Genomic DNA, 12,179 nt, shown 5'->3' with positions numbered 1-12,179 from the left:
CGTTTTTCGAACGCCGCGCGCGGTCGAACGCGGTGGCTCCCGGTGACTGGGGGTCGCTCGGTCGACACTACTCGAGTCCGTCGAGCGCGGCGACGACGCTTCGGAGCAGTTTCTTCTCGCCGCGGCGCATGTTCTTCGAGACGGCCGCGGTCGAGACGTCGAACTCGTCTGCTAGCGTCGACAGCGTCGCCTCGCGCGGCGACTCGAAGTAGCCCGCGTCGGCCGCGGACTCGATGGTCTCGCGCTCGACGTCGGTCAGGTCGCGGCACGCGTCCAGCATCGTCGAGGCCGCGTTCGCGTTCCGCATCGTGTCGAACAGCGCCTCCATCGAGAGCTCCGAGCGGTCCTCGACGACGAACTCGTTACCCTTCTCTAAGTCGTGGAGCGCCGCCTCCGTCGTCGCCTCGTCGTCGAACCCGACCTGCCAGCGCTCGGAGCCGTCCTCGATCAGGAACGGGCCCGTGATGTAGCCGCCGTGGTCCGTTATCGTCGACATCGCGTTCGTCTCCTCGATGACGGTGCGGACGATTGCGGTGCCGTCCTCCTTCGAGAACAGCCGGTACTCGGCCATGTTCTCGTGGTCGCGGAGCGCCGAGAGCCCCTCGCCGAGCTCGTAGCGGTCCGGCGACTCCACGAGCAGCCGCGTCTCCAACTGCTCCGACGCGGTGTCCAGCTGCCAGTGCATGGCGGAGAAGGAGACGTCGTGGTCGGCGGAGGTGTCGATGAACGGGCAGTCGAACTGCTCCATATCCATCGTGACGTCGAGCATGCCCCCTCCTTATTTTCCGCGTATATAATGGTTGTTCCTGTGGAATACCCGCCACCTACTCGCTGAAGCGCTCCTTCAGCGCCGCGCGGTCAATCTTCGAGGGCCCGGAGGTCGGCATCTCGTCGACGAACGCCAGCTCCTTCGGGACGGCGTACCGGGCCACGCGCGAGGCGAGGTGCGACTCGACCTCGTCGAGCGTGAGCGACTCGTCGCCGACGAGTATCGCCTTCCCGACCGTCCCCCACCGCTCGCTGGCCACGCCGATCACGACCGCCTCCTCGACGGCGGGGTGGTCGGTGAGCGCGTCCTCGACGCGGGGCGGGTAGACGTTCTCGCCGCCCGAGACGAACATGTTCTTCTTGCGTCCCTCGATGTGGTAGTAGCCGTCCTCGTCGACGCGCGCGAGGTCGCCGGTCGACACCCAGTCGCCGAACGTCGCCGCGGTCTCCTCGGGTTCGTTCCAGTATTGATCGGCCGCGGCCGGGCCCGCGAGTTCCAGTTCGCCGACCGTGCCGTCGGGCACCGGCCCGTCCTCGTCGACGACGCGCGCGTCGACCGCGAGCACCGGGACGCCGACGCTGCCGGTCTTCTCCGGCGGGAAGTCGTCGGGCATCGCGAAGTTGTTCGGGCCGCACTCGGTGAGCCCGTACCCCTGTGAGATCTCGACGCCGCGATCGCGCCACGCCGCGATGACGCTCTCGCGACAGGGCCCGCCGCCGCTCTTCACGAATCGGAGCGAGGAGAGGTCGGTGTCCGCCCACTCGTCGTGGCGGGCCATCATCCGCAACACGGCGGGGACCGCGACGAGCGTCGTCGCCGACTCGCGCTCCACGTCGCGCAGGCGCGGCCGGGGTCCACCTCCGGACTCAACAGGACACGTCCGCCCATCTGGAAGAAGGGGACGGTGAGAACGTTCCACCCGCCGGTGTGGAACATCGGGAACACCATCGGCGTCACGTCGTCCTCGCGGAGCCCCAGGCGGTGATCGTGTTGAACGCGTTCCAGCGGATCGCCCCGTGGCTGATGACGGTCTCCTTCGGCGTCCCCGTCGACCCCCCGGTGTGCAAGAAGAGGTGCGGGTCCGCGAGCGAGACGTCGGCGGTCTCGACCGGCGAGCCGTCGACGGGCAGGTCCCGCGTGTAGGGCCGCCAGGCGTCGTCCCCGTCGGTCGGGATCGATCGGACCGCGGGCTCGACGTCCGCCCGCTCCAACGCGTCGATGACGTCGCCGCCGAACGGGGCCTCGACGAGGAGCAGTTCGGGGTCGACCGTGCCCAACACCGCGGCGAGGTCGCGCTCGGCGAGCCGGTGCGAGAGCGGCGCCAGCACCGCTCCCGTCTTGGCGGTCGCGAAGAACAGGTCGACCAGTTCGACGCGGTTCCGCGAGACGACGGCGACGCGGTCGCCCGTCTCGACGTCGGCCTCGCGGAGGAACCGCGCGGTCCGGTTGGCGCGCTCGTCCAACTCCGCGTACGTGTACTCGGCGTTCGCGGCCGTGTCGGTGACGGCGACCCGATCCGGCGAGAGCCGCGCGCGGCGGGCCGACAGCGATCCGACCCAGTCGTAGGCGCGGTCGCCGTGCGGATGCGGTCGCGGGTCGGCGGCGGACTCCGCTCCGGCGCCCTCCGCGCGGTCGTCGCTCCGGGGATCGTCTCCGGTCGCCATCTCAGGCGACCCCGCCGAGGAACGACCGGACGCGGTCGTTGACGCGCTCGCGCTCCTCGACGAAGAAGAGGTGCGGCCCGCCCTCGAACAGCTCAACGTCGGCGTGCGGGAGGCGCTCCGCGAGCAGGTCGGCGTTCTCGACCGGGAGGACGCGGTCCGCGGTCCCGTGGAGGACGAGCGTCGGTACGGAGAGGTCGCCGATCCGACCGCTCGCGTCGAACGCCGCCACGGCCGCGACCTGCGCCTCGCGGCCCGTCGGCGTCGCGTCGCCCGCGAGCCGCCAGTCGACGATCCGGTCGACGAGCTCCGGCTCGCGCTCGTAGAAGCCGTCGGAGACAGCCGGCTCCATCAGGTAGCGGATCCGCTCGCGGGGGTCCGCGTCCTCGGGCGCGGAGAAGATGTGCTCTTGCACCTCCGGCGGCGTCGGGGCCGCCTCGTCGCCGCCCGGCGACGTACAGAGCAGCGCCAGCGAGGCGACGCGGTCGTCGGCGAGCGCGAGCTCCTGGGCGATCATCCCGCCCATCGACGCGCCGCAGACGTGGACCGCGTCGACGCCGCGGTCGTCGATGACCGCGGCCGCGTCGGCCGCCATCTCCGCCGCCGAGTACGGTCCTTCCGGCACGTCGGAGTCACCGGTGCCGCGGTTGTCCGGGCGGAGCACCTCGTAGTCGTCGGCCAACGCCTCGGCGAGCCACCGCCACATCCACCGGCCGTACCCGAGCCCTTCGAGCAGCAGCACGGTCGGTCCGTCGGGGTCCCCGTCGACGGCGTAGTCGATGGCCACGCCGTCGCGTGTCACGCTTGGCATACCCGTATCGACCACGGCACGGTCCATCAACCCGAGCGTTAACGTTTCAACCTCCCCGGAGGCGACCGGGAAGCGCGCGCCGGCACTCACACTCAAGTCCGTCGCGGGCGACGGCCCGGCATGGACACCGCGAACTTCCTCTTCGTCTCGGCCGACGCGGCGCTGATCACGGACCTGGCGTGGCAGGTCCGCCGCGAGGGCCACGCCGTGAAGTACTACGTCGAGGCCGAGAGCGACCGGGAGATAGGCGACGGGTTCGTCCCGAAGACGGACGACTGGCGCGCCGAGGTCGACTGGGCCGACGTGATAATCTTCGACGACGTCTGGGTCGGTTCCGACGTGGGGACCGGCAAACTCGCGCAGGAACTCCGAGAGGAGGGACACGCGGTCGTCGGGGGGACGCCGAACACCGACCGTCTCGAGGAGGACCGCGGCTACGCGATGGAGGTCCTCGAAGACCACGGCGTCGACACCGTCGAACACCACGTCTTCCACGCGTTCGACGCGGGGATCCAACACGTTCGGGAGAACCCGGCGTCGTACGTGATCAAGCCGCTCGGGGAGGTCCAGAACGTCAAGCGCCTGCTGTACGTCGGCAACGAGGACGACGGCAGCGACGTGGCCGACGTGCTGAAGGCGTACGAGAAGGCGTGGGGCCACCGGATGAAGGGGTTCCAGCTCCAGCGGAAGGTCGAGGGCGTCGAGGTCGCCGTCTGCGGCTTCTTCGACGGGAACGAGTTCGTCGACCGGGTGAACTTCAACTTCGAGCACTATTTCCGGGATCTATTATATAACTCACCGCAGTGTACCGAGAGACAAACTGCTGTCACCGCTGCTTAAACCACAACAATGGAATCCAAACACTTCCTCTTCGTTTCCGCCGATGCCGCACTGATCACTGACCTCGCGTGGCAAGTCCACCGCGAGGGTCACGATGTGAAATACTACATCGAATCGGAAGGAGATCAGGAAATCGGTGATGGCTTCGTGCCCAAGACTGATGATTGGCGGGCGGAGGTCGACTGGGCCGACGTCATCATTTTCGACGACATCTGGGTGGGCCCGGACATCGGGACGGGCAAGCTCGCTCAGGAACTCCGCGAGCAAGGGAAGGCTGTCGTTGGTGGGACCCCGAACCGATCATCTTGAAGAAGATCGTGGCTATGCGATGGAGGTCCTCGAAGAGCACGACGTCAACACCGTTGAGCACCACATCTTCCACGACTTCGACGAGGGCATCAACCATGTCAAAGAGAATCCGGCTCCATACGTCATCAAGCCACTCGGCGAAGTTCAGAACGTCAAACGATTACTCTATGTCGGGAATGAGGATGACGGGAGTGACGTTATAGACGTACTCCGTGCTTACAAGAAGGCGTGGGGTCACCGAATGAAGGGCTTCCAACTCCAACGGAAAGTCCAAGGCGTCGAAGTCGCCATCTGCGGATTCTTCAACGGTGAGACGTTTATTGACCAAGTCAATTTCAATTTTGAGCATAAGAAATTATTCCCTGGAACATCGGTCCACAGACTGGTGAGATGGGAACGTCGATGTTCTGGGCGGGGCAGAACAAACTGTTCGAGGAGACGTTTGGCAAACTCGAAGGCTGGCTCGCCAACGAAGGGTACGTTGGAAGCATTGACATCAACTGTATCGTCAACGAAAGCGGGATCTATCCGCTAGAGTTCACACCCCGGTTCGGGTACCCGACGATTGCGCTACAAGAAGAGTCAATCGAGTCGTCTACCGGCGAGTTCTTCTACGACCTCGCACACGGAAACGACCCGAACGTAGAGGTTCACAATGGTTACCAGATCGCCATTCGGGTTGTCCTCCCACCGTTCCCGTTCGACGACGACAAGACATACGATGAGAACTCTCGAAACGCCGCAGTGGTCTTCGAGGCGGAGAGCCGCGAAGGGATTCATCTTGAAGACGCAAAGAAGGTTGACGGCCAGTGGCGTGTTGCCGGCGGCAATGGGATGCCCATCGTTGTGACCGGGAAAGGTGAGACGATGCAGGCAGCGCGTGAGCAAGCGTACGACCGGATTGATGATATCGTGATGCCGAATATGTACTACCGCGATGACATCGGTGAACGTTGGATCAGCGGCGATGGAGACCGTCTACAGGCGTGGGGGTACCTAGGACCTGCGGATAGTTAGATACCAAGCCCGAACTTGTAGATCTCGTCAAGGTATCGGTCTTTGATGTCTTCGTAGTACGTGTGGACGTATGTGGCAAGTGAGTCATGCTGATCGCTGTCGTAGCTACCCTTGTGGCCCGTCATGTACTGTACTTTCTCTTCTGGCCACTGCCGTTCGTTTCGGAAGTGCGTTGAGAACCGGTGGCGACCGAAGTGTGAGGTTAGACTCCGATATGGATCATCAGGATCCATCTTATATTCGGGGTGGAAGTAATCTTTCCAAATCTCGTTGATTTTTGAGTTGTTCATCTGATTATGGCGGGTCGGAGAGAGAAACAGCCATGATTTTCCGTTGTCGGGCCTCACGAGAAGATACTCAATGAGGAGCAGCCGCATCTCATCGTCGAGTGGAAGCACTCGGGGGACATTTGACTTGTTCAGATCTCGGTCAGGCGGAATGTAGACGCAGTTGGGCCGGTCGCGGACTCGTCTGTGCGTCCCCATCTCATCGTAGTGGTCTGTCAGTTCTTGATGACGGAGATTGATTTCTGACAGCTTGATGTTACACAGTTCACTTGCGCGGAGACCGAGTTTCAGTTGCATCACAATGATACACTGATCTCGCCAGTGGTTCACGTCTTGGAGCTTCTCACGGAGTTCAGGAACAGAGATTCGTGGCGGTTCGTTCGCTTCTTCTGGTGACAAGTGACCTCTCTGTAGTTCCTTCGAAAATGGATTGAACGCGTCGTCGTGGGGGAAGGCCGGGTCGGACTGCCAGTGTTTGAAAACGCTATCCAAATGGCGGATCTTCGGTTTAATGGTGCTGTCTGAATTTTCGCGTTCTTGCCGGAGGTATGTAATGAACGCACCAACATGGTGTTCAGCCGGGCATGCCGGGTGACGGTCATATCTGTCCATGAAGCTTTTCCACTGTTTGATTGGTACCGTGTAGTTATTGATCGTTCCTTGAGGCGTCGTTTCGTAGTCGATGAGGTCGGTAAGAGCCGCCTCAAACGGTTCAAGTTCCTTTCTGATGAAGGTCTCCTCGAGCGTCGAGAGCGGATCTAAATCTTTCTCGAAGGCGTCTGCGATCTCTCTGCGTTTTTCGTTTGTCATTTGAATGACTCCCTGTCGAATGACATGACGAACTCCCAGATTTCATTACATGCTGGGTAGTTGGCTGAGGCCATTAGCACCGGATTATATCGATGTGGATACTCAGTGTGCCACACGAGCCAGTGGTAGAACCGCTTGAGGAACAGCCAATAGGGTTTGTACGCTCGCTCAATTTGGACCTCGTCAAGAAGCCCCTTGATGAAAGACTCGACATCTTCTGGTGTCGCTAATGCGTAATGTCTCCCCGTGTCTTCGAGATGGTCTCCCCAGCGGTCTTTGACGCGGCGTGCCTCCGCACGCTTCCACTTAGAATCAGAGTGGATTTCGTTCCACTCCGACCAGATATTTTGCTCATCTATGCCGGGGGAAAACGAGTAGAAACGGTACTCTTCCGGTACCTCTGATAGTGACTTGTATATCCCCAACCGCTCTTCGATCTTCGTTGAGACCACTATTTTTCACTCTCGATTGGATAGAACATCTCCTCATCTCGCCGTACCCGCTCTCCATCAAGGACATCCAATTGACGACTCACCCGTTCGGGAGTTGAGTTCATCATATGCTGGATGATTTCGCCGTACTCGGCCCCTGGGTTGTTCTCGATGTACTCGGCAATTGCTTCACGCTCACCTTGGTAGAGTGCGGTTTCCAACTCTTGGACGCGTGATCTCCTGGCTTCTAGCTCTTTGCGGAGATTGTTCCGTTGTTTTCGAAGGTCGTTGATGTCCTCGTCTCGCTCAACTGATGGGCTGAATTTTTTCATCCCTGCTTCGACCATTGCTTGAATCCACTCTGAGAACGACATATCCATCTCCGCGGCCTCACACTTCCACCGCTCTAACTGTTCGTCGGTGGGGTAGGTCGCTACATGTTTTGTCATCGAACTATTTCTCAAGAAAAGGTTCACCAGCAACAAATATAGTTCTTGTCGACAAAGATATTTAACTAAGCACACATCGCTTGCCACAGCAGAGCGTTGAGATGATTCAATTTCGGGGGGTGTCTGCTACTAGGTTTTAAAAGTGAACACAAATTAGCCCGAAATACTGTGCTAAAATTAGGATACCGAGAGTCCGCAAGGGATCGAAACCAGACACTATCTCTGCCACGAGTGGAGTTCCATGACCCGCCATATCGATCAGGAAATAGATGATTCAAAAAGCGTCTTTGAGCAACTGCGAAAAGCGAAGATTAATCGAACCGACAAAGACGGTGCGATTGGAGTTCCGGTATTCCTGACCGCGGAGGAACTTGAGCAGCAAGGTATCGATCCGGAAGAAACAGATGAAGTCGTAATCCGCGTTGAAAGGGGCTTCTTGCTCTTGGATGATGCGAACCCCGACGAGTGAACCACACTCGTTAGAATCTGTTAGGAATTATTGGCCCTGTTCCTCAGTAGGTGATCTATTTTGCCCCGATTGCGGTCAATACAGGGTACATCCTTATCAGCAATGCTGGTAATGAAACCGTATGAGAGTTTCACGTAAGGAAGACAAGATGTGGCACTTCACTGAACCAGATCACTGCGGGTGGGCACAGACGTTTACAGAGGAGGATTCGTTTGAGGAGACAATTGAGATTTCATCGGTAGATGAGGTCGACGATTTTTGTGGAATGTGTCGGGAACGCCGCGAAAAATAAGCACCCTTCAGGGGCCGGATGTTTCATCTCAATTTATGTCTGAATAATAGTATTTCAACAGAGCCTCTGAAATCAATTCCCTCCCCAGCGCGTACGTGTACTGGCGAATGGGTCGGTTGACGACTCTGCCCGTTCTTTGTGCTCGATATCGACCGCTTCGTACCCACGATCGGTCTCCCGGATATCATACTGTAGTAGGTCATCCTCTGTGGGGAATCGACCTGCAACGTTGCTCATGTGGAAGAAGACATCATCAGTCACCTCACTTGTCGAAATGAACCCATAGCCATCCTCCGGATTAGAGTAGTCAACAATACCGACATCGTCCCGAGCCACGAATCCGTCGTTTAGCTGTTGTCCGCCAGTTGGGGCCGAGGAATCGTCCGTGTCAGCGGTATCGTTCGAGTGTTCCGTGTGACTCGCCTTGTGCCTGAGGAGATCCATCGGCGCATCGAACTTATCTCCACAGTCAGCACAGCGATGTACTGTCTGTTCCTCTGGCTCCGGCTCATGAGTGCGTTCGACATGGCGGTCGACTGCGTGCTGAGAGTGGTATGTGCGGTCACAGTGATCGCACCCGAAGCGAGCACCATCAGGGCGCTCGGCACACGACGTTAGATGAGACATCAACTCACGTTCCCTAGCAAATGGCTCTGCACAAAACTCACACTCGTAGTCCCTCTCAAGATTGTTTTGCCCGCCTCCACCTTCGTGCACGTCCCCCGCAGTCGAGTTCGAATTATCGGCGTTCGAGTCGACACTCTCGTCCGTCTCGCACGTTCGGTCCCTCTCGGGTTCAGACCCTCCTGGCGTGTTCAATCCTGAAGCGGAGAGTATCCTGCCGATTGCCTGTTTGCGCTCCGTAGAGAGTGATCCCCGAACCTCGCTGAGCAACCAAAGAGTCCGCTGAACCGTCTCAACGGGGACCTCAGCAGACGGTGGGTCTGTAATCGTCGCCGCTGTTTCCCGATGCGCTGACGGGTCGGTATCGATGGGGGTTACCTCACGAGTCAGAATTCCGACTATCACTAGCGCTTCCGGGACCGTCGAATCTGGGAGCGTCTCGAGAACCGTTTTGAATCGGTTCCCGACCCGGTAATCAGTACGGTCCGGGTTTCGGATTCGATCTCCACCGTCATATTGGAGGGGCATCGACTACTATCGCAATTGACCAGTTCACATAAAATATGTTTGTGACTGATTGCCCCGATCGGGGTTGCGTCGCCCGTAGACCTCATCGACGGTACACGGCCCCAACTTCAGTTCTCGCTGTACCGTCCACCAAATGTAGCGAAGTGGTCAACGAATTCCGCCTGCGCCGCCTCGAGTTCGTCGACTGATCCGACATGCTTGTAGAAAACCGTGTTCGAGTCGAACGGATTACCGGCAGTTGAAAGCGACCAGTCACCCTCACGCGTCCGGTCAACAACCGCTTGGTCAACAGCTTCGTCAGCACCTTTGATTTTGTAGCCGAACGCTCGCAACGCACCGTCGACATCGGTCCGATCGTAGTCCGTCGGAGACATCCAATACAGGTGTACGTTCAGTCGCTGCTTGCGCTTCGCTGGTGCCTTCGGCCCCTCCATCTCGTGATTAATGCGATGGATCGCAAGTGCCGACCCGGAGTTTCGATTGGTCTTCACGCTCATGTCTGTCTCCGGGTCGAAGAGCTCGGGCTGTTCATCAACCATCTCCTGGTCGAACACGCGGAGGCGTGCCTCGATTTCGTCTTCGAACTGCGAAATCAGTTGGAGTGCCTTGAGGTAGCGATCCGAACGCAACCCCTCGGTCAGAAACTCGCCGGTCATAGGTCGAGTCTCGACCGTAGATATGTTAATTGTTCGTCGAGTGTGTCCGAGACAACGATCGGTCGCACCGTCTCAACGACACCTGATGGGTCCACCATCCGGTCGATCACAGGCTGCGGATGGAAGCGCGCGAGGTGCTGTTCAACCGTCGCACAGAAGAGATACGCGTTGGCTGCCCAGTGATCATCAACTATGTCGCCTCGCTGTAGTACCGCTCGAACCGCTGTAGCGACGTCCTGCCAGTACAGGACGGTAATTGGTCCCGATTCGTCCCACACGATCTCACGCGTCCCGTCCGCGTGCTCATCGATACTTGGCGACACAACTGCGTTGAGACGACCACGCTGCCGCTTTGGTAACAGGAGGATGTGATCCCACCGCACGTCATCGTAGTGCCGTTCGATGAGCCGCGCCGTCTCCGGCGTTTTCCGATAGTTCTCATCACCGAGTTTCACTTCGATTGAGACCCCGTAGTCGGGATGCCGAACCAGAATATCCGCCCGGCGTCCCCCACTGTCTTCTTTCGGGAGTCGAGCCTCACGGAGTACTTCGTTCGGTGGGTCGTCACTTGGAACGTCAAACAATTCTCTGACGAGCGCCGCAGATGGTTCAAGTAACTGCGCGAGCCACTGCGACCAGTCTAGTTCACCGCTCGGTCGTACTGGCCCCCGAAGCGCTCGCGTCCCTGTTATGTCGGCAGCCAACGGGTCCGTCTCAAAGGGAGCCGCGGATGTTGCCCACGACGCGTTGGATTGTTCAAGTAAATCAGCGATCTCAATTGCATTCTGGTGGCCCGCTTTACTGAAGGCATTCCACCACGTATCGAGTTCGGTCCACCACTCGGTCAATTGGTCTTGGTTCGTGACTTGTAGTGGTGGACTACAGAACAGCGTGGAGTTTGAGTTCAATCCGGCTTGGGCCACTGAATCAATCGCTTCCCACTCCTGTTCCGGTTCCCGGAGCACTCTCTCCCGATCAGACCGCTGCGTCCCCGCACCGCTTCCGGAGCCGAGGTACGCCTCAAACCACGGATCAAGACGGCCCAGTCACTCGGCTCAACGTCGCTGCTCACAAGCCGACAGACTCAACGTAATTATGTAAAACTGCTTGCCAGGCTCACCGAGGAATTTAATCGACGTCTCGTGAGTGATTCGGTATGCCCTCCACGGACACCGCACAAGCAGAACCCGGCCATCGTTGGGAGACGACCCTCGACGGCATTCGTCAGCTTCCGCATCGGATGGCGGCGTTCATCGTCACGATGCATCCTGCGATCTGGGTCGGCTTTTTGTCGTGCTACCGCTCGCGGTCCTTGGGTCGATAACTGCTTTCGGTTCTCGGGCAGCTATTGGGTACGTGGTCGTCTGTGCGTGTCTGTGGTTGATGGTGTGGTTTTCGAGCGCGGGGTTCAAAATGAACCACTACCGGCTCATTCCCGAGACTCGCACCGTTGTGATCGAGCCCAAGTTCGACGACCCCGAGACCGAACAGTTCGCGGCGGCGACCGGTACTGACGAACGGACGGTCGACCTCACGGAGGTAGACGCTCTACAGTTGATCCCGCTCGGGCCGATCGTTGCTGCTCGACTCCACTATCGGTCGCTTACTGTCACGAAGCCAGAAGGGCTCTCATACCACGCCAGCTCGGCGAAATCGCTGCCAGCTTTCGATCGTGTGGCGTGTCGGTTCCCGAATTGGTTGCTGGCGACCCTCCGGCACTACAGCGTCGGCCGCTCCGTGCCGTAGCTCGGATCGCGGCGACGCCGATACTGATCGGCGTGCTCCCGATTTACATCGTGCAGGTTCGACTCGACATCGACGTGTGGCCGTTTCTGTTCGGGTTCATACTCGTCCCCTGGGTCGTGATCGTTCGCCACCTCTCAGTTCGGTTCGGGATTCGCCCCGAAGGAGGCCGAGCACGCGACTGGCTGCTTCGGTGGGTGCTCGACCTCTTTGTTTCGGCAGTGGGGTTAGTGGCCGCGCTCGGAATGCTCGCGTTCGTTGAGTCGATGTGAGACCCGACTTCGTAGGGTAACTTCATATAGAATAAATAAGTCAGTTTGACACCATCGCACCCGAGACAAAGAAGCGAGGGTGAGCCAGCCGTGTGTACCACCTGGGCGCGTACGGCATTGTCGCCGTGTTGGCCCGAGATACCGGCTGTTTCCCTTCACCGCTCACAACTCCGACACAAGCTCAACCGGATGAGTCGCCCCGCCCTCCACG

11 protein-coding genes and 3 pseudogenes are annotated in these 12,179 nt (G+C 59.4%); 5 read left to right on the top strand and 9 right to left on the bottom strand.

The window, feature by feature from the left end; genetic code table 11:
* Positions 1-67: 67 nt before the first annotated feature.
* The 3 genes and pseudogenes from KI388_RS07655 to KI388_RS07645 form a co-directional block, all read right to left on the bottom strand.
* Positions 68-769 (bottom strand): helix-turn-helix domain-containing protein, encoded by a 702-nt coding sequence (locus KI388_RS07655; protein WP_215086092.1) that lies wholly within the window; start codon positions 767-769, stop codon positions 68-70.
* A 55-nt stretch (positions 770-824) separates the two neighbouring features.
* Positions 825-2,433 (bottom strand): annotated as a pseudogene (locus tag KI388_RS07650) (AMP-binding protein).
* Position 2,434: 1 nt separating this feature from the next.
* A complete protein-coding gene (locus KI388_RS07645; protein ID WP_251133124.1) occupies positions 2,435-3,241 on the bottom strand; it encodes an alpha/beta fold hydrolase in 807 nt (268 codons plus the stop codon).
* A 120-nt stretch (positions 3,242-3,361) separates the two neighbouring features.
* Between KI388_RS07645 and KI388_RS07640 the strand changes: the two are divergent.
* Together KI388_RS07640 and KI388_RS15370 are read left to right on the top strand one after the other, a co-directional pair.
* Positions 3,362-4,012, top strand: a pseudogene (locus tag KI388_RS07640) (phosphoribosylamine-glycine ligase); the annotation flags it as partial.
* Between the two features lie 78 nt (positions 4,013-4,090).
* A pseudogene (locus KI388_RS15370) lies at positions 4,091-5,407 on the top strand (phosphoribosylglycinamide synthetase C domain-containing protein).
* On the opposite strand, the gene KI388_RS07625 reads toward KI388_RS15370, so the two are convergent.
* From KI388_RS07625 to KI388_RS07615, 3 genes are read right to left on the bottom strand one after another with little or no spacing between them, the layout of a single operon-like run.
* Positions 5,404-6,504 (bottom strand): tyrosine-type recombinase/integrase, encoded by a 1,101-nt coding sequence (locus KI388_RS07625; protein ID WP_215086088.1) that lies wholly within the window; start codon positions 6,502-6,504, stop codon positions 5,404-5,406. The pseudogene KI388_RS15370 and the gene KI388_RS07625 sit on opposite strands and share 4 nt — an antisense overlap.
* The gene (locus tag KI388_RS07620) at positions 6,501-6,956 is read right to left on the bottom strand and encodes a hypothetical protein (RefSeq protein WP_215086087.1); all 456 of its coding nucleotides are present in this window, start codon (positions 6,954-6,956) and stop codon (positions 6,501-6,503) included. Before KI388_RS07620 ends, KI388_RS07625 begins: the two co-directional genes overlap by 4 nt.
* Complete coding sequence (locus KI388_RS07615) at positions 6,956-7,411, bottom strand: hypothetical protein (RefSeq protein WP_251133123.1); 456 nt, start codon at positions 7,409-7,411, stop codon at positions 6,956-6,958. The genes KI388_RS07620 and KI388_RS07615 overlap by 1 nt, the downstream gene beginning before the upstream one ends.
* Before the next feature lie 214 nt (positions 7,412-7,625).
* Between KI388_RS07615 and KI388_RS07610 the strand changes: the two genes are divergently transcribed.
* Positions 7,626-7,853, top strand: a complete 228-nt coding sequence (locus KI388_RS07610) for a hypothetical protein (protein WP_094558434.1) — start codon at positions 7,626-7,628, stop codon at positions 7,851-7,853.
* 364 nt (positions 7,854-8,217) lie between these two features.
* Here the strand turns inward: KI388_RS07610 and KI388_RS07605 are convergent, their stop codons facing one another.
* The 3 genes from KI388_RS07605 to KI388_RS15365 all read right to left on the bottom strand — a co-directional run bounded on the left by KI388_RS07605 (position 8,218) and on the right by KI388_RS15365 (position 10,801).
* Positions 8,218-9,297, bottom strand: a complete 1,080-nt coding sequence (locus tag KI388_RS07605) for a cold shock domain-containing protein (protein ID WP_215086086.1) — start codon at positions 9,295-9,297, stop codon at positions 8,218-8,220.
* A gap of 107 nt (positions 9,298-9,404) precedes the next feature.
* Positions 9,405-9,953: a hypothetical protein gene (locus tag KI388_RS07600; protein ID WP_215086085.1), complete on the bottom strand. Its 549-nt coding sequence runs from the start codon at positions 9,951-9,953 to the stop codon at positions 9,405-9,407.
* The gene (locus tag KI388_RS15365) at positions 9,950-10,801 is read right to left on the bottom strand and encodes a hypothetical protein (RefSeq protein WP_251133122.1); all 852 of its coding nucleotides are present in this window, start codon (positions 10,799-10,801) and stop codon (positions 9,950-9,952) included. The genes KI388_RS07600 and KI388_RS15365 overlap by 4 nt, the downstream gene beginning before the upstream one ends.
* Positions 10,802-11,366: 565 nt before the next feature.
* Between KI388_RS15365 and KI388_RS15360 the strand changes: the two genes are divergently transcribed.
* Positions 11,367-11,699: a hypothetical protein gene (locus tag KI388_RS15360; RefSeq protein WP_251133121.1), complete on the top strand. Its 333-nt coding sequence runs from the start codon at positions 11,367-11,369 to the stop codon at positions 11,697-11,699.
* A 32-nt stretch (positions 11,700-11,731) separates the two neighbouring features.
* Positions 11,732-11,968 carry a hypothetical protein gene (locus KI388_RS15355; RefSeq protein WP_251133120.1) on the top strand — a complete coding sequence of 79 codons (237 nt, stop codon included), beginning with the start codon at positions 11,732-11,734 and terminating at the stop codon, positions 11,966-11,968.
* Positions 11,969-12,179: the final 211 nt, after the last annotated feature.

Origin of the sequence: Halorubrum sp. 2020YC2, assembly GCF_018623055.1 — an archaeon.
In the GTDB taxonomy this organism is placed as follows: domain Archaea; phylum Halobacteriota; class Halobacteria; order Halobacteriales; family Haloferacaceae; genus Halorubrum.
This window is presented reverse-complemented; position numbering and strand designations above follow the sequence as displayed.

Coding starts and splice junctions, on each gene's coding strand:
- KI388_RS07655 (WP_215086092.1), bottom strand. CDS start 769: ATGCTCGACGTCACGATGGATATGGAGCAGTTCGACTGCCCGTTCATC.
- KI388_RS07645 (WP_251133124.1), bottom strand. CDS start 3,241: ATGCCAAGCGTGACACGCGACGGCGTGGCCATCGACTACGCCGTCGAC.
- KI388_RS07625 (WP_215086088.1), bottom strand. CDS start 6,504: ATGACAAACGAAAAACGCAGAGAGATCGCAGACGCCTTCGAGAAAGAT.
- KI388_RS07610 (WP_094558434.1), top strand. CDS start 7,626: ATGACCCGCCATATCGATCAGGAAATAGATGATTCAAAAAGCGTCTTT.
- KI388_RS07605 (WP_215086086.1), bottom strand. CDS start 9,297: ATGCCCCTCCAATATGACGGTGGAGATCGAATCCGAAACCCGGACCGT.
- KI388_RS07600 (WP_215086085.1), bottom strand. CDS start 9,953: ATGACCGGCGAGTTTCTGACCGAGGGGTTGCGTTCGGATCGCTACCTC.
- KI388_RS15360 (WP_251133121.1), top strand. CDS start 11,367: ATGAACCACTACCGGCTCATTCCCGAGACTCGCACCGTTGTGATCGAG.